This window comes from Craterilacuibacter sp. (assembly GCF_051659485.1).
Classification (GTDB): Bacteria; Pseudomonadota; Gammaproteobacteria; order Burkholderiales; family Chromobacteriaceae; genus Craterilacuibacter.
Genome location: NZ_JBOFOO010000091.1, coordinates 1 through 18616, shown reverse-complemented (window position 1 = coordinate 18616; position 18616 = coordinate 1). Strand labels below are relative to the sequence as shown.

General features: G+C 56.9%; 18 protein-coding genes. 1 reads left to right on the top strand and 17 read right to left on the bottom strand.

All coding sequences use genetic code 11. From position 1 onward, the window contains the following. The 7 genes from pheA to ACRC1E_RS03150 form a co-directional block, all read right to left on the bottom strand. Positions 1-958: chorismate mutase (gene pheA, locus ACRC1E_RS03180; RefSeq protein ID WP_438513660.1), on the bottom strand; the 958-nt coding region annotated here is incomplete at its 3' end. Positions 959-1230: 272 nt separating this feature from the next. Then, a complete protein-coding gene (serC, locus tag ACRC1E_RS03175; RefSeq protein ID WP_438513659.1) occupies positions 1231-2316 on the bottom strand; it encodes a 3-phosphoserine/phosphohydroxythreonine transaminase in 1086 nt (361 codons plus the stop codon). A gap of 26 nt (positions 2317-2342) precedes the next feature. Then, the gene (locus tag ACRC1E_RS03170) at positions 2343-2786 is read right to left on the bottom strand and encodes a PaaI family thioesterase (RefSeq protein WP_438513658.1); all 444 of its coding nucleotides are present in this window, start codon (positions 2784-2786) and stop codon (positions 2343-2345) included. After that, complete coding sequence (locus ACRC1E_RS03165; RefSeq protein WP_438513657.1) at positions 2783-3250, bottom strand: PaaI family thioesterase; 468 nt, start codon at positions 3248-3250, stop codon at positions 2783-2785. Before ACRC1E_RS03165 ends, ACRC1E_RS03170 begins: the two co-directional genes overlap by 4 nt. Then, complete coding sequence (gene gyrA, locus ACRC1E_RS03160) at positions 3247-5988, bottom strand: DNA gyrase subunit A (protein ID WP_438513656.1); 2742 nt, start codon at positions 5986-5988, stop codon at positions 3247-3249. Before gyrA ends, ACRC1E_RS03165 begins: the two co-directional genes overlap by 4 nt. 129 nt (positions 5989-6117) lie before the next feature. Next, a complete protein-coding gene (locus tag ACRC1E_RS03155) occupies positions 6118-6861 on the bottom strand; it encodes an amino acid ABC transporter permease (RefSeq protein ID WP_438513655.1) in 744 nt (247 codons plus the stop codon). A gap of 51 nt (positions 6862-6912) precedes the next feature. After that, entirely contained in the window at positions 6913-7791 is an 879-nt protein-coding gene (locus ACRC1E_RS03150) for a basic amino acid ABC transporter substrate-binding protein (protein ID WP_438513654.1), read from the bottom strand. A 188-nt stretch (positions 7792-7979) separates the two neighbouring features. Between ACRC1E_RS03150 and ACRC1E_RS03145 the strand changes: the two genes are divergently transcribed. Continuing rightward, positions 7980-8774, top strand: a complete 795-nt coding sequence (locus tag ACRC1E_RS03145) for a hypothetical protein (RefSeq protein WP_438513653.1) — start codon at positions 7980-7982, stop codon at positions 8772-8774. A 43-nt stretch (positions 8775-8817) separates the two neighbouring features. Here the strand turns inward: ACRC1E_RS03145 and ACRC1E_RS03140 are convergent, their stop codons facing one another. From ACRC1E_RS03140 to ald, 10 genes are all read right to left on the bottom strand, one after another. Then, on the bottom strand, positions 8818-9156 hold the full coding sequence (locus ACRC1E_RS03140) for a YegP family protein (protein ID WP_438513652.1): 339 nt from the start codon (positions 9154-9156) through the stop codon (positions 8818-8820). Positions 9157-9263: 107 nt separating this feature from the next. Continuing rightward, positions 9264-10046 carry a TrmH family RNA methyltransferase gene (locus ACRC1E_RS03135; protein ID WP_438513651.1) on the bottom strand — a complete coding sequence of 261 codons (783 nt, stop codon included), beginning with the start codon at positions 10044-10046 and terminating at the stop codon, positions 9264-9266. Positions 10047-10049: 3 nt separating this feature from the next. Beyond that, the gene (locus ACRC1E_RS03130) at positions 10050-11378 is read right to left on the bottom strand and encodes a histidine kinase (RefSeq protein WP_438513650.1); all 1329 of its coding nucleotides are present in this window, start codon (positions 11376-11378) and stop codon (positions 10050-10052) included. Then, on the bottom strand, positions 11365-12105 hold the full coding sequence (locus ACRC1E_RS03125) for an SAM-dependent methyltransferase (RefSeq protein WP_438513649.1): 741 nt from the start codon (positions 12103-12105) through the stop codon (positions 11365-11367). The genes ACRC1E_RS03130 and ACRC1E_RS03125 overlap by 14 nt, the downstream gene beginning before the upstream one ends. A gap of 2 nt (positions 12106-12107) precedes the next feature. Beyond that, positions 12108-12986, bottom strand: a complete 879-nt coding sequence (gene motB / locus ACRC1E_RS03120) for a flagellar motor protein MotB (RefSeq protein ID WP_438513648.1) — start codon at positions 12984-12986, stop codon at positions 12108-12110. Positions 12987-13001: 15 nt separating this feature from the next. After that, positions 13002-13862, bottom strand: a complete 861-nt coding sequence (gene motA / locus ACRC1E_RS03115; RefSeq protein WP_438513647.1) for a flagellar motor stator protein MotA — start codon at positions 13860-13862, stop codon at positions 13002-13004. 270 nt (positions 13863-14132) lie between these two features. After that, positions 14133-15509 carry an aspartate aminotransferase family protein gene (locus tag ACRC1E_RS03110; RefSeq protein WP_438513646.1) on the bottom strand — a complete coding sequence of 459 codons (1377 nt, stop codon included), beginning with the start codon at positions 15507-15509 and terminating at the stop codon, positions 14133-14135. 67 nt (positions 15510-15576) lie between these two features. Next, positions 15577-16911 carry a glutamine synthetase family protein gene (locus tag ACRC1E_RS03105; RefSeq protein ID WP_438513645.1) on the bottom strand — a complete coding sequence of 445 codons (1335 nt, stop codon included), beginning with the start codon at positions 16909-16911 and terminating at the stop codon, positions 15577-15579. Positions 16912-16966: 55 nt separating this feature from the next. Beyond that, positions 16967-17722 (bottom strand): gamma-glutamyl-gamma-aminobutyrate hydrolase family protein, encoded by a 756-nt coding sequence (locus ACRC1E_RS03100; RefSeq protein WP_438513661.1) that lies wholly within the window; start codon positions 17720-17722, stop codon positions 16967-16969. Positions 17723-17744: 22 nt separating this feature from the next. After that, a partial coding sequence (ald, locus tag ACRC1E_RS03095; protein WP_438513644.1) for an alanine dehydrogenase occupies positions 17745-18616 on the bottom strand: 872 nt, incomplete at its 5' end.

The following is an 18616-nucleotide window of genomic DNA, read 5'->3' as shown; positions in this document are numbered from 1 at the left end:
AAAACACATAGTCCCATAGCCCGGCACGCGACGGGCGCGACTCGAACTTGCTCATTGATACGCCGCTGTCGGCGATCGGCGCCAGCAACTGATGTACCGCACCGGGGCGGTTGGGTGCCGACACAATAATGGAGGTGCGGTCTTTACCGGTGGCACCGACATCCTGATAACCCAGCACCAGAAAGCGCGTGGTGTTATTGGGTTCATCCTCTATGCTGCCGGCCAGCTTTTCCAGCACAAAGCGTTCGGCGGCAGACTGGCCGGCAATGGCAGCGGAAGATGGGTCCAGGCTGGCCAGACGCGCAGCCTCGGCATTACTGGCTACCGAAACCCGCTCCACCTCGGCGGGCAGATTCTTGTTCAGCCATTCATGGCACTGCGACAAAGACTGCGCATGCGAATACACGCGGCGTATGCCCTCCATGCCTGCTACTTTTCGCAGCAGATGGTGATGGATGCGCAATACGACTTCGCCGCAGATCTTCAACGGGCTGGTGACCATCAGATCCAGCGTCCGCCCGACCGCCCCCTCGGTAGAGTTCTCTACCGGCGCGACCACATAATCCAGCGTCCGCGATTCGACCATACGGAAAGCCTCATCTATCGAGGCACAAGCGACCACATGCGCACCATGGCCAAAATGCTTGGTTGCCGCCAACTGGCTGAAGGTACCTTCCGGACCCAAAAACGCGATGGACAGCGGTTTTTCCAGCGCCAGACATTCGGACATGACTTCACGAAACAGGCGTGCGACCGCCTCATCCGGCAAGGGGCCCGGATTCAGTTCCTGAATCCGGCGCAGCACCTGCGCCTCGCGTTCGGGGCGATAAATCACGCCACCGCCCTTGATTTCGCCGATCTCGCGTGCATGGCTGGCACGCCGATTGAGCAGGTGGAGAACTTCAACGTCGATCGCGTCTATCGCGTCGCGGTGTTGCTTTAGGAGTTGATCCGACACATTAATCTTTCACAGTCACGAACTGGCCTTTACCGATGGCATAAGTTTGTGCGAGATGGCGCGCCCCCGCAAGCGCTACGGGTAGAAAAGCTGTGCCGCTAGCCACAGCCGGCAATCAAATTTGCCGCGTCGATGATGAATGCCGGCCGCAGATAGGCCTTAAATGCCAAGCCCAGCAAGGCTGCCCTCATGCTAGTGCCCCAATAATGGATTTTTTGACAACAAAAAACCCGCTTGCTTGCCGCAGCGGGTTTTTGTTGAAAAAAACGTTTTTAACCGTGCTGGCGTGCAAATTCGTCCATAAAGCCGACCAGTGCCCGCACGCCCTCGACCGGCATGGCGTTATAGATGGATGCGCGCATCCCGCCCACCACACGATGACCCTTGAGCTGTACCAGTCCGCGCTTTTTGGCTTCGGCCACAAAGACCTCATCCAGCGCCTCATCTTTCATGCGAAAGACCACATTCATCTGCGAGCGGTCAGTCGGCGCGACATGGGTCGAGTAAAAACCATTACTGGACTCGATCGCGTGATACAAAAGGCCGGATTTTTCGCTATTACGCGCCGCCATACCCTTGATCCCGCCCTGCTCTTTCAGCCATTTGAATACCAGACCGGCGATATAGATGGGATAAGTCGGCGGCGTGTTGTACATCGAGTCGGCGTTGGCATGCACCTGATAGTCGAGCATGGTCGGTGTGCCCGGCAAGGCGTGCCCCAACAGGTCTTCGCGTACGATCACCACCACCAGGCCGGACGGCCCGATATTCTTTTGCGCACCGGCATAGATCAGGCCGAACTTGGCCACATCGACTTCGCGCGACAGAAAATCGCTGGACATATCGCAGACCAGAGGCACTTCTCCCGTTTCGGGCACAAACGGGAACTGCACCCCGCCTATGGTTTCGTTCGATGTGTAATGCAGGTAAGCGGCATCAGGGTCCACCTGCCACTGGCTTTGCGCCGGCACATAGCTAAAGCCTCCATCCTCGCTGCTGGCCACCACATTAACCTTGCCAAAGCGGGAGGCTTCCTTGATTGCCAGCTTGGACCAGTGACCGGTATTGACGTAGTCAGCCGATTTTTTATGACCCAGCAGATTCATCGGCACCATCGCAAACTGTTGCGAGGCACCGCCCTGCAGAAACAGCACCTTGTAGCCGGCAGGTATCTGCATCAACTGCCTGAGATCCTGCTCGGCCTCATGGATGATGGCCATGAACTCGCGTCCGCGATGGCTCATCTCCATCACCGACATGCCCGAGCCATGCCAGTCCAGCATCTCGGCCTGCGCTTCAGCCAGTACCGCATGCGGCAACACCGCAGGACCTGCAGAAAAGTTGAACAGCTTCGTCATGAACCGCTTCCTTTGTCTTATCGGTTTCAGCCTGTCGTCAGCAAAAAATGGGCGCGCGCGACGGCAACAGGTTTGGCCCGGTCTTCCTGCCAGGCTTCTATCAGTACATGGGCAACCCGCTTGCCCTGCTTGGTTATTTCACAACGGGCATACAGGGGCTGCGCCCTTGCCGAGCGCAGGTAATCAAGCGAGAAATCAACAATCTTCGGCGCTTCCAGTGAATCGCGATTCCAGATCAGATGGATCAGCGCCGCATTCTCCAGAAAACCGCCAATCAGGCCGCCATGCAGGGCCGGCAACATGGTATTGCCAATATTGCGCGGGTAAAACGGCAGCGAAAACAGCAACTCGCCCGCTGGCTGCTCGCAAAATTCGACACCCATCAGGCGGGCATAGGGAATGGCTTCGATAATGCCGGCACAATCACCCGCTTCACGCAAGGTAGCGAAGCGTTGCATAAAGACACTCATGGCTTGTCTCCTTGCACCATGGGCACCTTGCTGGAGTCACGCATAAACGTCGCCACACCGTGGGCGATGGGCAAGTCCACACTGTCCTGATAACAAATGGCACGGGTAAATGCGACCTGCCCCGCTAAACGGTAACATTCGGCGCGACAGAAGATGGGTTTTCCGGGCTTGGCCGCCGTCAGGTAATCGATACGCAAGTCCAGCGTGGCGATAGTTTCAAAATCAGGCAGATTGGCGGTCACGGCAATGGCACTGGTGGTATCCACCAGCGAGGTAATCACCCCGCCGTGGATCACGCCACTAGCCGGATTACCGACCAGATCTTCGCGCCATTCTATTTTGAGGGTGGGTTTGCGCTCTTCAACGCCCACCCACTGCATGCCCAGCGTCTGGCAATGCGGTAAGGATACGAAGAGTTGCCCCATCGTCTCCATAACCTTAGGATTGATGGGGCCGGCACTCATTCGTTAATGCCTTCGTCAGGTGTGGCAGCACCATCGACAGCGTCGACAAGGCCCTCGACCGCGTCCAGTTCGGCATCCGCTTCTACTTCAGCCTCGGCCACCTTTTCCAGACCGATCAGCTTTTCGCCTGCATCCAGATTGATCAGGCGCACACCCTGTGCCGCACGGCCGGTTTCGCGTACTTGCGACACCTTGGTGCGGATCAGCACCCCGCCGGTCGTGATCAGCATCACGTCATCCGACTCTTCAACCAGTGTAGCGGCTACCAGCTTGCCGTTACGCTCACCGGTATCGATGGCGATCACGCCCTGCGTACCACGGCCCGTCAGGCGATAGTCACCAACCGGCGTGCGCTTGCCGTAACCGTTTTCAGTGGCGGTCAGCACCTGCTGCGTTTCATCATTGGTCACCAGCAGCGAAATCAGCTGCTGCCCCTCGCCCAACTTCATGCCGCGCACACCCTTGGAGTTGCGGCCCATCGGACGGACTTTGCTCTGGCTAAAGCGCACCGACTTGCCGGCATCGGAGAACAGCATGACCTGATCGCCCTCTGCGGCTAGCTCGGCACCGTCCAGCGACTCATCGTCCGGCACCAGCTCTGCGGATTCATCCAGTACGCTGTCTTCTTCACTACTTTCATCAGCCAGCACCCCGGCACTCTTGCCACGGGTCAGCGCCACGGCCACCAGGTAGTTACCCTCTTCAAGGTTGATGGCGATAATCCCGGAAGTACGCGGACGGGAGAAATCGGTCAGCGGGGTTTTCTTTACGGTGCCGTTAGCCGTGGCCATGAACACATACTGGTCGTCGGTAAACTCTTTGACCGGCAGTACCGCATTGATGCGTTCGCCATCCTGCAGTGCCAGTACGTTGACCATAGGCTTGCCGCGGCTGGTACGCCCGCCTTGCGGCACGTTGTACACCTTGATCCAGTAACAACGCCCCAGACTGGAGTAGCACAGCAGGAAATCGTGGGTATTGGCGACAAACAGGGTCTCGACGAAGTCGGCATCCTTGGTTGCTGCGGCCAGTTTGCCGCGGCCACCGCGGCGCTGGCTCTGGTAGTCGCCTACCGGCTGCGCCTTGATGTAGCCGGTGTGCGAAATCGTGACCACCATATCCTGCGGCGTGATCAGGTCTTCGATATTGATATCGGCACCGAATGGCTCGATTTCGGAACGGCGGGCATCACCAAACTGGGTTTTGATCGCGTTCATTTCGTCGGCAATGATCTGGCTCACCCGCTCTGGATGCGCCAGAATATTGATCAGATCAAGAATCACGTCCATGATTTCGCGATATTCGCCGACAATCTTATCCTGTTCCAGACCGGTCAGACGCTGCAGACGCAGTTCCAGAATGGCCTGTGCCTGAGTATCGGACAGATGGTAGCCGTCTTCCTTCAAGCCATATTCCGGCGACAGGGTCTCCGGGCGGGCCATGGTCTGATCGACACGCGACAGCATCTCCTCGACCAGAGACGAGCGCCATGGGCGCGCCATCAGCCCGGCCTTCGCCAGCGGCGGCGCTTCGGAGGCTTTGATCAGGGCGATGATTTCATCGACGTTGGACAATGCAACCGCCAAGCCTTCCAGTACGTGGCCACGGTCACGCGCTTTTTTCAGCTCGAAAATGGTACGGCGGGTAATGACTTCGCGGCGGTGACGCAGGAACTCGTCCAGCATCTGCTTGAGGTTTAATAGTCGCGGCTGGCCATCGACCAGCGCCACCATATTCATCCCGAAGCTGTCCTGCAACTGGGTCTGCTTGTACAGCTGATTGAGCACCACTTCGGGCATTTCGCCACGCTTGAGCTCGATCACCATGCGCATGCCGGACTTGTCCGACTCGTCGCGCAGATCGGAAATGCCTTCGATCAGCTTCTCGCGTACCAGTTCGCTGATACGCTCCAGCAAGCGCGCCTTGTTTACCTGATATGGCAACTCATCGATGATGATGGCCTGGCGGTCGCCCTTGCCGATATCTTCGAAGTGCGCACGGGCACGCATGATGACGCGGCCACGGCCGGTCCGGTAACCTTCCCGGACGCCGGTCACACCATAAATAATACCGGCGGTCGGAAAATCGGGTGCCGGAATGATGTCGATCAGCTCGTCGATGGTAATTTCGGCATTGGCAAGCAAAGCCAGGCAGGCATCGATGACTTCATTCAGGTTGTGTGGCGGGATATTGGTCGCCATACCCACCGCAATACCCGAGCTGCCGTTAATCAGCAGGTTGGGGATTTTGGCCGGCATGACCAGCGGCTCGTGTTCGGAGCCGTCGTAGTTGGGGCCGAAATCGACAGTTTCCTTCTCGAGATCGGACAAGAGTTCATGCGCGATACGCGCCATACGGATTTCGGTGTATCGCATCGCGGCGGCGTTGTCGCCGTCGACCGAACCGAAGTTGCCCTGACCATCCACCAGCGGATAACGCAGCGAAAAATCCTGCGCCATGCGGACGATGGTGTCGTATACAGCAGTGTCACCGTGCGGGTGATACTTACCGATCACATCGCCGACAATACGGGCGGACTTCTTGTAGGCACGATTCCAGTCATTGGAAAGTTCGTGCATGGCAAAAAGCACACGGCGGTGCACCGGCTTGAGGCCGTCACGGACATCCGGAAGGGCACGCCCCACGATCACGCTCATGGCGTAATCGAGGTAGGAGCGACGCATTTCTTCTTCCAGGCTGACCGGGATCGTTTCCTTGGCGAAAAGCTGATCTGTCATGGGTTAGCGCACTATCTTCTTTTGATGGCAATTGGCGCTGATTCTACCATGATGAGCCGCCCTTCGCATGCACCGCCCAGCAAAAGGCCGGCTACTCGCCGGCCATGATGCAACAATGACGCAATTGGCTTAACGCGAGGCCACCTGATAGTGTTTTTCCAGCTTGGACAAGCCCCAGGCCATCAACATGGTCAGCGCCAGATACATAAAGGAAATGGTCAGATACGGCTCCCAATAACGCGAGTACACCCCGGCCACGGTACGCGCGGCAAACGCAAGTTCAGCCAGACCGATGGCGGACACCAGTGAAGAATCCTTGAGCAGCATGATGGCCTCGTTCCCCAGCGGTGGCAGCATGCGGCGGAAAGCTTGCGGAACAATCACGAAACGCATGGCCTGCCCGTAGGTTAAACCCAGCGAGCGTGCCGCCTCAACCTGCCCTTTATCTATCGACTGGATACCGGCGCGAAAAATTTCGGTAATGTAGGCGCCCGCATTCAGGGTCAGCGCCAGCAGGCCGGAGATAAATGCGCCGTAGTTCTGGCGGATTTCCCGCGCCAGATCACCATCGATCAGCATGCCGTCAACCGGATGAATCAGCATCGGCATCAAGGCAAAATGCGCCAGCAGAATCTGAACGAATAAAGGCGTGCCGCGAAAGAATGTCACATAAGCGGTTGCCGGCCACTTGACAAAATAGTTGAGGAAAAACCGGGCAAAGCCATGTGGCGCATAAGCCAGGCGCGCCATCCCCATAAACAAGCCTATCAAGGTGCCAAACACCACCGCAATCAAGGTAATGACTAAGGTCATTACTGCACCATCAATAAATAGTGGCGCATACTCAGCGATCATTTCCCAGCGCATTTCCATACTCTTCTCCGAGAGTGCACAGGCCGGCACAGGTGTGCCGGCCCTCAATCATCATTTGGCGCCAAAATATTTGGCGTAAATCTGGTCATAGGTGCCGTCCGCCTTGATAGCCTTAAGGCCGGCATCCAGTTTGCCCAGCAACTCCTGATTCCCCTTCTTTACCGCGATACCGTAATACTCGGGCTGGAAGCTTTGCCTATCATCAATCGTACGCAAGCGGCTTTCAGGATTATTGGCCACATAATTCCTCACTACACCGTTATCGCCCACTACCGCATACACGTCGCCATTTTCCAAATCTTTCAGCGCCCGTGGCAAGCCCTCGAAGCGCTTGATATCAATACTGTTCTTCCCCAGTAATTGCTGCACCACTTCATCGCCAGTGGAGCCGGTCTGCACCGCAACTTTCTTGCCCTTCAAATCCTGAAACGACTGGATGCCAACATCACCTTTGCCAATGGCAATCAACTGCCGTGCCTCGAAGTAAGGTGCCGAAAAATCCATCACCTGCCTGCGCTCATCGGTAATGGTCACGGCAGATGCAATAATGTCCCTATCGCCCTGATCCAGAGTGGAAAAAATCCCCTCCCACGGGGTATTAATCATCTTGATCTTGAGTCCAGCCTTGACGGCAATCGCATTAAGCACGTCTGCATCGAAACCAATAACCGCACCATTTTCATCCTGATACTCGAAGGGTGCATAAGCGGCATCAGTGCCAACCATATAGACCTTTTCAGCAGCATCCTGTGAGCCCCCCGACTTATCCTGACCGCAGCCTGCCAACAACAAGCCCCCCATCAACAAGGCTGCGAGCACGTGTATTCTTGCTTGCTTCATTGCGGTGACTCCTTTAATTATTAGCGCGCCAGGATTGGCAATCCTCCTCAATCCGGCCAAAGCTGTAGCGCACAACAATTTATTGGACATAATAATACATGAAATGCCATGATTTTAAAGTATGCTCATGACAAAAAGCACTTGAGCACTACCATTCCCTTAGCCCTACGCTCGGCATTTGCCAAGCAATAAACGTGCTTATGCTTGCCCATGCCTGCTTCACTCAAGAAAATGCCACGCCTGACGATAACTATTCATAGCAACCGCATAGTCATGCCATGAAAATCCAGCCCCCCACCATCGAGCGCCCGCCATCCTCGCACGGTACGGCACGCAAGCTCCCTGCTTCCCAAGTAACAAAGTCACCCTCCTCGACACCACCAACGGCCAGCACGTACACCTTGCCGCCTGCCGATACGGAAAACGAGCTGCAAAAAGCACTCTCAACGGCGGTCGGTAACTATATGGAAAAGCTGCGGCGCAAACCCGAACCCGCACCGCGCCAAGCTGACGCGATGGATGGCATCCGCAAGGACATGCTCAAGGCACGAATAGACATGTTGCGCAAAATGATGGCACTGGCGGGTAGCGATCCTGGCAGTTTGCGCGCACTGGCACAGCAACTGTCACAAGCCGCGCGCGAGCTCAAATCGATCAGTGGCAGTGGCAGCACCGCAGGCGCAGCCATGACACCACAAGTATCTGGCACACCGGCGAGCGCCGAAGGGCCGCAGCAAGAAATGGCTACCGAAGGTGCGGATGCAGCACCAACCCACAGCGAATCTGCAACCGTCTCGACGGTTCATGCCACGCCCGACAGCCAGACGCAAACAGGACAGCAAGAGGGGGAACAGCAGGACAATAAAACCGGGAACACGGCAAGCAACAGCGGGCTAGTGCAAGAAAAGGCGTCCAGCGAGGAAGAAGACCCGGCCATCAGGAAGATGCTGACCGAGCTTAAACAGATTCGCGACTGGCTAAAACAGAAGCTGCGCGGCAGCAGCGACCCGCAGGCAAAGCAGTCGCTGAAGGATGTCGACATGGTGCTTGCGGCAGTTGAAAAGAACAGCTAAAGCCATCCACCATCCAACGGACATCCTCGCCGCAACACCCGGACTACATCGCAGTCGTATCTAACACCTGCGATGTAGGTGCATTATTCAGCAGTGAATCGATGCCGCGCTCCATCGCCGTTGGCGACGAGTACATTTCGCTACGTGCCAGCACCTTATCCCCCCGCCCCAGCACACTGAAATACGGATCACCCACCGTCGAGATTTTGCGGCGAATACGTCCTTCCAGCTTGGGTTCGGATTGCAGGTACTGAGCCGCTTCGATGGCATGATGCAAAGAGTCGAACAATTGGCTGGTCAGGATAATCAGGCCATTGCCAGCCTTGAGATTGAACAGGTATTTACCATTTTTTGACTTACTGACTTCAAACTTGCCACTCATCGCGCTCTCCTTGTGCATGGTGCGGATGATAAATATCACCAACGACCTTTACCCAATATAGATCACAAAGGGATGCAAATCATTCCGTACACCAAAAAAATCGCACATCAACCCTGCAATTGACGCACCCGTTCAAACAGGCAGATCGTTGCTGCCATGGCCACATTCAGCGACTCGGCGTGACCCGGCATCGGAATGCGCACGCGTACGTCGGACAAAGCCAGCAAAGCATCCGACACCCCGGCGCCTTCATTCCCCATCACCAGTGCGATAGCCCCACTCAAATCTTGCCCGTATAGCGAGGTACTACCCGCCAGATGGGTCACCAGCTTGCGACCGGGGAACGTGGACAATTCGCCAGCAAGGTCGGCACTTTCATGAATGGACAGAGCAAAATGCGCACCCATACCCGAACGCAGCACCTTGGGGGAATACACATCGACACAGCCTTTGGACAGGAAGACCTCACGCACATCCGCAGCCGCAGCCGAACGTAAAATAGTACCCAGGTTGCCCGGGTCCTGGATGTCTTCCAGCAAGACGCAGCTAGCCGTCGCACCTGCAGGCCGCGCTTGCGGGCGCGGACAAATGGCCAGCACTTCGGGAGCACTGGCTAGGGCACTGACCTTGGCAAACACGCCACGTGCCACATAGATGCACTCGCTCTTGGCCGGCAAGCGCGCCAGCAAGGTCGTGACTTCAGCATCGGCCTTAGCGTCTTCATTGATAAAAACCACCGCAGGAAGATGGCCGGCATCCAGCGCCGCTTCGATCAGATGAATACCCTCCAGTACCATCAGCTGGCTTTTGCGCCGCTCGCGTGCGTTTTGCACCAAGCGAGCCAAATACTTGAGGTCTTCGTTATTTGCAGAACTGATAAACTTTTGCATGCGTCAGAATATTTGATTCGCCACACGGGTGGCGGTAATTTTAAAGCGCTTATAGCTTGCCTCGTCGATGGCATGCCCAGAGATAGCATTATCGACCAGAAACACCCCCAGCGGGGCGCTGCCGGCATATAGCGAGAGCAAGGCGACATCATGACTACCCAGCATAGCGAGCCATGCATCGCCATATTTAGCCTGTAACTGTGCGCGCTGGTGCTGAGGAACAAGAAAGCCTTGCGGCCGCTTAAGCAGCAAGGTCAACAAACTACCGGGCGTTAGCGCAGGCACCAGATGTAATAAGGGGTCACCGGTCTTAAGGCCAATCTGAAACTGCAGGCGCAGCACCGCGGCAGCCTGATCCAGCCGGTAAAACAGCACCCGCTCGAACCCCAAATCATTGGCCAGATGGCGCAAGGCTTCACGTACCGCCAAGTCCGCCCGGGCCCCCGCATCCAGCGCGGGCACAAGCGCCGGCTCCAGCATCAGAGGAATCTCTCCTTCCAGCGCCAGAAAACGGCGGGCGGCAAAAGCATAGGCAGGTGCCTCACTGTGGCGCGCGACATGCAAAACCGCATGCACGGTAGCAGCATAGGCTTCGGCATACCCCACCCCCATCAAACGCGCCGCCGCATCGATGCCGACCTGCCACGAAGCACGCCACCAGCCCTGATCTACACCTTCAGCCGTCGCGACAGCAAGCTTGAGCAGCTGACGCCGTCGACTGGGCGCGCCCTCCCCCAGCAAGCCATTCAAGCCCACAGGCAAGGGCATACGCTGAATAAACGCACTCAGTAAACGCGGATAATCCAGTGCAAATTGCTCCGACATGTCCTGCAAAACCGGCCTGTTCGTCAGGTGTTGGCGCTGTAACAGATATAGGCAAGCCGGCAAATTGTAGATTTCGGCAGCGATAAAGCTGTCTTCTATCTTGTGCTCGCCCGAAAAAGACAACCATGATTTGATAATCAGCGCCGCAATGCGCGCACGCCCCATCAGGCTGGCGACTTCTTCCTGCACCGCGGCGCTGCGTGCATCCGTAGCCGCGGGCCAGGCTGGCAACTGGCGGTAACGGGCAAGAATGCGATCACTGCCGATCACCATCAGCATCTGCTCGACCGCCGGCAGGCTGTCGCTACGCTGCAAGGCAGCAGAAGATGCCAGCAAGCGCAGCAAATCCAGCAACAGGAACGGATCGGACAAGGTCAGATTAGCCAGCTCCTCATAGCGTAGCCGTGCGCCGCCACGCGCCAGCAGCAACTGCAGGCGGGCGTGCGTTTGCGGCAGAATCGGCCAGCGCTTTGCCGCGACCGAGTCCAGCCAGTTAGCAAGTTGCATGAGGTTGGCGCCAGATAAAAAGTTCGCGTTGCAAGGGCCCGGATAGCGGCAGCGTTTCGTCCGCAGGCGTGCCGGGAATGGCAAAAGTATTGCTAATCAGGACCGCATGCCTCGCTCCGGCCTTCAAAAAGGTCTGCCACAGCCGCGGCATGGGCTCAGGAGAAAGGAAAGCATAAACCACATCATAGTCGCCCCACTTTGTCTGCCAGAAGCTGCCATAACGCAGGAGGGCATTGCGCGGCGAGCCGGCCAGCACAAAGCGTGCTTTCGCCATCAGATAAGGCAAGTAGGCATTTTCCAGACCGGTCACCACGACATCCGGCCGCAGGCGCGCCAAAGCCAGCACCGCCTTGCCATCGCCGCTACCGGCATCCAGCACGCGGCAGCCGGTCGGCAGCCAGTCCGCCAAGACCTGACACGCCTCTGTGGATGACAGATACAGCGGCACTCGCTCGAATACGGCATTACGCGCCAGCGAAAACGTCAGCAAGCCGCCCAGTGCATACACCCAGACGGGCAGGGAAAGCCACAATGCCAGCATCAGTAAAGGCAAAAAACAGGCAGACAATATCGCCAGTACTACAGGCAGGCAAAAAACGCGCGCCAGCAACAGGACAATACTAGCTTGCAATAAAGACCAAGACAGTGGTTGCACGGCGGGCGCACAAACCAGCCACGCCAAAACCGCAGCCAGCAGCAGCAAGACAACAGCGCGCAACAGGTGCACGATTACTGCGCGCCGCTGGCGGCATCACCCGTTACAGGCTCTTCGGCCGACAAACCATCGCTACGGATACGGTCAACAGTGTCCTGATTGAGAATCACGATGGCGATACGGCGGTTTTCAGGGCTGAACTGGTTTTGCGGCGTCAACGGATTGGCATTGGCCAGGCCCACTACACGCAGAATTTTTACCGGATCCATTCCGCCCAGCAATAACTCGCGCCGCGCGGCATTGGCACGGTCGGCCGACAGTTCCCAGTTGCTATACCCCTTTTGCCCCCCGGAAAAAGGGGTGGCATCGGTATGCCCCGATACGCTCAACATATTGGGCACTGCGTTCAGCTCGTAGCCCAGCTCACGCAGGATTTCGCGGGTATGCGGCAAAATTTCGGCACTGCCCGAAGCGAACATCGGGCGGTTTTTCTCGTCGACAATCTGGATTTTCAAACCGTCCGGCGTCATCTCCAGCCGCAACTGGTTCTTGTAAAACTTCAACACATTACTGGTATTGATATCCGCCTGCAGCTTCTGCTGCAAGGCCTGCAAGCGCTTTTTCTCTAAAGCCAGTTCACCCGGATCCTTGTAGCCACGCTTGACCTGCCCGGCCTGACGGGTGAGATCGGTACCGCCGCCCTTGATCATGGAAGTGGCATCTCCAGCACCCGACCCACCGGACAGCGCTACTCTGAGCGGGGTCTTGAAATGATCGGCGATGCCATTTAGCGTGCCTTGCGAGGCTGAGCCCAACAGCCACATCAGCAGGAAAAAAGCCATCATCGCCGTCATAAAGTCGGCGTAGGCAATCTTCCATGCCCCGCCATGATGGCCGTGGCCACCTTTTTTGATGCGTTTGACGATAATGGGGCGTTGTGATTCGTCGGCCATGCCTTACTCCCTGCCTTACTTGGCCTTGGCCTGTTTGACGTGATCTTCCAACTCGCGGAAAGACGGGCGATCATGACCTGCCAGCGCCTTGCGCCCGAACTCGACCGCCACTTGCGGCGCATAACCATTCAGGCTGGCCAACAAGGTCACCTTGATGGTTTGATACACACGCGACTCATCGGCCATCTTATGCTCCATCGCAGTCGCAACCGGCGCCACAAAGCCATAAGCCAGCAAAATACCCACAAAAGTCCCCACCAGTGCCGCACCAATCAGCTTGCCCAGTTCGGCCGGCGGCAAGCCTACCGACTCCATGGTATGCACCACCCCCATCACCGCCGCCACAATACCGAAAGCCGGCAAACCATCGGCCAGACTTTTCACCGCACCAATCGGCACCTCGGCTTCGTGATGGTGGGCTTCCAGTTCGACATCCATCAGGTTTTCAATCTCGAAAGCATTCAGGCTGCCCCCGACCATCAGGCGCAAATAATCGGTCATAAACTCGACCACATGATGATCCGCCAGAATTGCCGGATACTTGGAAAAAAGCGGACTACTCTCCGGCGCCTCGACATCGGCCTCGACCGACATCAGTCCCTCTTTCCGGACTTTGGCCAGGATTTCAAACAACAGGGCAAACAAGTCCATATAAAAGGCCTTGTTGTAAGGCGAGGCCTTGAATGCCTTGGGCAGAGCCTTGCCGGTTGCCTTCAGCGGCGCACCGCCATGCGCAGCCAGAAAAGCCCCAAACCCGGCACCACCAATAATCAGCAATTCAACAGGCTGAAACAAGGACGCCAGATGGCCGCCGGCTAAGGCGAACCCCCCAAAACATGCTGCCAAGATGACAACGTAACCAATAGGTATAAACATGCAGGCCCTTGGAATGACGGATCAGCCCCCATCAGGGCTGCCAATTGTCAGCGCACGGACTGAGCATCCGTAAGCTATAAATAAATTATTTTTATTGTATTACACCATCTTACCAATAGTCACCCGTAACTAAAAACAATAAAACTATTCATAAACTCTAGCGATTAGCACGCATGCTGTTTGGTTGAAAAAAACAAACCCGTATCCCGCATGACAAGCATGCCGGATACGGGTGAATATTCTGCCCATTAGCCCACTTGGGGCCAAGATTTAGCTGCGGCTATTGATCGCCTGTTCGAACTCCTGCAGGCATTTTTCTGCCGTCGCCAGCATGGCATCAATTTCATCCTTGCTGATAACCAAAGGTGGCGCACACACAATGTGGTCACCGCAGGCACGCATAATCAGATTGTGCTTGAAGAAAATATCGCGGCACAGCGTACCGGCCACACCCCAGTCAGCAAACAGCTCGCGTGTCGCCTTGTTTTTCACCAGCGTAAAGGCCTGAATCAGGCCGACACCGCGCACATCATCTACATGGGCAAACTGGCTGAACACTTCACGCCAGCGCTGCTGCATATACGGCCCTGTGTCATTTTTGACCCGATCGACAATACCTTCGTCGCGCAGTGCGGCCACATTGGCGTGCGCCACGGCACTGCATACCGGATGACCCGAATAGGTAAAACCGTGGTTAAAGTCCCCACCCTCTTCGATCAGGCCCTTGGCAACCCGCTCACCAACAAACACCGCACCGATGGGCAGATAACCGGACGACAGGCCTTTGGCGGTGGTAAACATATCCGGCTTGAAGCCAAATAGGGTCTGGCCAAACCACTCGCCGGTACGGCCAAAACCGCAGATCACTTCGTCGGCTACCAGCAGGATGTCGTATTTGCGGCAGATGCGCTCGACTTCCGGCCAGTAGGTCGAAGGCGGGATAATCACGCCGCCTGCGCCCTGAATAGGCTCGCCGACAAATGCGGCCACCTTGTCGGCACCGACTTCAAGAATCTTATCTTCAATCCACTGCGCAGCCTTGAGCCCGAACTCTTCCGGCGTCAGGTCCTTGCCGTGCTTGTAATACCAAGGCTGTTCGACATGGACGATACCCGGAATAGGCAGATCACCCTGCTCGTGCATATAGGTCATGCCACCCAGTGAAGCCCCGCCTATGGTGGAACCGTGGTAGCCGTTCCAGCGCCCGATCAGGACCTTTTTTTCCGGCTTGCCAACCGAGCTCCAGTAGTGACGCACCATGCGTATCATGGTATCGACCGACTCCGAACCCGAGTTGGTGTAAAACACATGCTCGAAACCTTCAGGTGCAATACTGGCAAGCAAAGCAGACAGCTCGGCCACCTTGGGGTGTGTCGTCCTGAAAAAGGTATTGTAATAAGCCAGCTCTTCCATCTGGCGCTTGGCGATTTCAGGCAGGTCCTTGCGACCGTAACCGATATTCACGCACCACAGGCCGGCCATTCCGTCGGTGATCTTATTGCCTTCCGAATCCCATAGATAAATCCCGTCCGCGTGGGTAATGACGCGCGGGCCCTGCGCATTCAGGCTCTGGGTGTCAGAAAAAGGATGCAGGTGGTGGGCGGCATCCATGGCGCGCCAATCTTGGGTTGTACGTTGCTGGCTCATCGGTTTCTCCTCCTGGTTAGGAGACGCCCGCTCATGCGGGCATCTTGTTTGACAGCCTTAAGTCCTGTTAAACGTGCAGCAACAGGAACTTGCGCTCCCACGGGCTAATCACGCGGAAGTATTCGGAGAATTCCTTCTGCTTCATCCCCACATACATCTTCACGAAACGCGGCCCGAGAATCTCGGCAATATCCTGGCAACGCGCCAAGCGCACCAAGGACTCTTCGGTCGAGTGCGGGAATTGGTAAGGCAACTCGTAAGCATCGCTCTGGCACGGGTCCCGCGGCTTCATATTATTGATGATGCCAAGGTAACCACAAGCCAGCGTCGCTGCCATCGCGATATATGGGTTGACGTCCACGCCGGGGACTCGGTTTTCCACGCGCCGGCCGGCCGGGCTGGAATGCGGCACGCGCAGGCCGACGGTGCGGTTGTCGTAGCCCCATTCGACGTTGGTCGGTGCAGCCATATACGGCGACAGACGACGGAAGGAATTAACATACGGCGCGAACAGCGGCATCACTTCCGGCAGGTAATGCTGCAAGCCCGCAATAAAATTAAAGAACAGCCCGGATGGCGAGCCATCCGGATTACTGAAGATATTCTTGCCGGTTTCCTTGTCCGCCAGACTCTGGTGGATATGCATGGCGCTGCCCGGCTCGCCTTCCATCGGCTTGGCCATAAAGGTCGCGTACATATTGTGGCGGAACGCGGCTTCACGCACGGTACGCTTGAACAGGAAGACCTGGTCGGCCAGCGACATCGCGTCGCCGTGCAGGAAGTTGATCTCCATCTGCGCGGTGCCGACTTCGTGAATCAGGGTATCGACTTCCAGATTCTGCGCATGACAGTAGTCATAGATATCCTCGAACAATGGGTCGAATTCATTGACGGCATCGATAGAGTACGAACGGCGGCCGAATTCGGCACGGCCGGTACGACCGACTGGCGGCGACAGCGGAATATCAGGATCGGGATTGGGAGACAGCAGGTAAAATTCCATCTCGGGCGCCACCACCGGCGCCCAGCCTTTGGCATCGTACAGTGCCAGCACGCGGCGCAGTACATTGCGTGGCGCGATATCGACCGGCGTACCATCGGCACGGAAGCAGTCATAAATCAGTTGTGCGGTTGGGTCTGTCGCCCATGGCACCAGACGCAGTGTGGTCGGATCCGGTTGCAGCACCATATCCGGATCAGTCAGGTCGAGCATACTGTCATCCGGATAGTCACCGGTAACCGTCTGCATCAGTACAGCCTCCGGAAGACGCATTTCCGTTTCGCTGATGAATTTGTCCTTAGGGACAATTTTGCCTCGCGCCACTCCGGTCATATCCGGAACGATGCATTCCATCTCTGTAATACGGTGTTCGCGCAGCCAGTCTAGATTTTGTTGAAACATAGTAATTTCCCTAATGTTACGGCCGGTTGACCGGCTCTGGATACCGAGTCTGCGACTACAGGTTGCGTCGCATACGGCGCTCCCGGCAAGCGTCACCGAAAGCCTTGAAAATGGCTTGTGAGAGCGTGTTCTCCCAATACTTCCACTCCGGATGCCATTGCACGGCAAAGGCAAAAGCAGCCGACCCCTCAACCCGGTAGGCTTCAACCAGGCCATCGCTGGCATAGCCTTCGGCAACCAGCGTATCGGCTAAACGCTTGATACCCTGCTGGTGAATCGAATTGATGTGGGCCGTGCTCTTGCCGGTCCACTGATGCAGCCAGCCATCCGGCACGATGGATAAATCATGTGCCGGGCCGTACATCAGTTCGAGATCATCGGTGGCAGGCTCGCGGTGGTCCAGCTTGCCCGCTTCTTCCTGTACATGCTGAAAAAGCTCCCCCCCCAGAACGACGTTGATCTCCTGAAACCCCCGGCAAATACCCAATAGCGGCACACCCTCTTCCAGTGCCAGCCGGATCAGCGGCAAGGTGGTGGCATCGCGCGCCGGATCGTGCAGGGTTCCGCTGCGACTGGGTTCACCCTGATAATGCCGCGGCTCGACATTCGAAGGCGAACCCGGCAAAAGCAGGCCATCGACCAGCTGCAATAAAGCACGTATTTGCGCCTCGTCCCCCAGCGACGGAATCAGTATCGGCACCCCACCCGCCGCGCCGGCGGCCGCGGCAACATATTTATCGCCCACCGCATGAAACGGGAAGTGACCTATCATCTTGAGGTCGCAAGGAATGCCGATCACCGGTTTTTGCAGCATAAATACCTCTTGGACAAAATCAGCCGGCGGCCTTGATAGCCTCGACCGGATTAACAAACGTGTAGCCCAGCGCACTGGCGACAGCAGCATAGGTGACCTTGCCGCAACACACATTCAGGCCATCGCGCAGATGCGCATTGTCCTGCAAGGCACGTACCCAGCCTTTATCGGCCAACTCCAGCGCATAAGGCAGGGTCGCATTGGTCAGCGCCATCGTGGCGGTACGCGCCACGCCACCTGGCATATTGGCGACGCAGTAATGAACAATACCGTCCACTACATAGGTCGGCTCCTTGTGTGTCGTCGGCCGGCTGGTTTCAAAACACCCGCCCTGATCGATGGCGACATCGACCAGCACCGCCCCGGGCTTCATCGTACCCAGCATTTTGCGCGTCACCAGCTTGGGTGCCGCCGCACCGGGTATCAGCACCGCACCGATCACCATGTCCGCTTCGCGTATCGCATCGTCGATATTCACACTGTTCGACATCAGCGTCTTGATACGCCCGCCAAACAGCATGTCGATTTCCTTTAGCCTCGGCAGCGATTTATCGAGAATGGAAACCTCGGCGCCAAGCCCCATGGCCATGCGTGCTGCATTCAAGCCCACCACTCCGCCGCCCAGCACGACGACCTTGGCCGGCGCGACACCAGGCACACCACCCAGCAACACACCGCGGCCACCCTGCGCCTTTTCCAAAGCATGGGCACCGGCCTGAATCGCCATACGCCCGGCGACTTCCGACATTGGTGCCAGCAAAGGCAGGCCGCCCTTGTCATCGGTCACCGTTTCATACGCGACGGCAATGGCGCCCGATTCGACCAGCAAACGCGTCTGGTCCGGGTCCGGCGCCAGATGCAGATAGGTAAACAGCAACTGACCGGGGCGCA

Coding starts and splice junctions, on each gene's coding strand:
- ACRC1E_RS03130 (WP_438513650.1), bottom strand. CDS start 11,378: ATGCAACTTGCTAACTGGCTGGACTCGGTCGCGGCAAAGCGCTGGCCG.
- ACRC1E_RS03165 (WP_438513657.1), bottom strand. CDS start 3,250: ATGAGTGCCGGCCCCATCAATCCTAAGGTTATGGAGACGATGGGGCAA.
- ACRC1E_RS03150 (WP_438513654.1), bottom strand. CDS start 7,791: ATGTCCAATAAATTGTTGTGCGCTACAGCTTTGGCCGGATTGAGGAGG.
- ACRC1E_RS03135 (WP_438513651.1), bottom strand. CDS start 10,046: ATGCAAAAGTTTATCAGTTCTGCAAATAACGAAGACCTCAAGTATTTG.
- motA (WP_438513647.1), bottom strand. CDS start 13,862: ATGTTTATACCTATTGGTTACGTTGTCATCTTGGCAGCATGTTTTGGG.
- serC (WP_438513659.1), bottom strand. CDS start 2,316: ATGACGAAGCTGTTCAACTTTTCTGCAGGTCCTGCGGTGTTGCCGCAT.
- gyrA (WP_438513656.1), bottom strand. CDS start 5,988: ATGACAGATCAGCTTTTCGCCAAGGAAACGATCCCGGTCAGCCTGGAA.
- ACRC1E_RS03140 (WP_438513652.1), bottom strand. CDS start 9,156: ATGAGTGGCAAGTTTGAAGTCAGTAAGTCAAAAAATGGTAAATACCTG.
- ACRC1E_RS03170 (WP_438513658.1), bottom strand. CDS start 2,786: ATGAGTGTCTTTATGCAACGCTTCGCTACCTTGCGTGAAGCGGGTGAT.
- ACRC1E_RS03155 (WP_438513655.1), bottom strand. CDS start 6,861: ATGGAAATGCGCTGGGAAATGATCGCTGAGTATGCGCCACTATTTATT.
- motB (WP_438513648.1), bottom strand. CDS start 12,986: ATGGCCGACGAATCACAACGCCCCATTATCGTCAAACGCATCAAAAAA.
- ACRC1E_RS03105 (WP_438513645.1), bottom strand. CDS start 16,911: ATGTTTCAACAAAATCTAGACTGGCTGCGCGAACACCGTATTACAGAG.
- ACRC1E_RS03110 (WP_438513646.1), bottom strand. CDS start 15,509: ATGAGCCAGCAACGTACAACCCAAGATTGGCGCGCCATGGATGCCGCC.
- ACRC1E_RS03145 (WP_438513653.1), top strand. CDS start 7,980: ATGAAAATCCAGCCCCCCACCATCGAGCGCCCGCCATCCTCGCACGGT.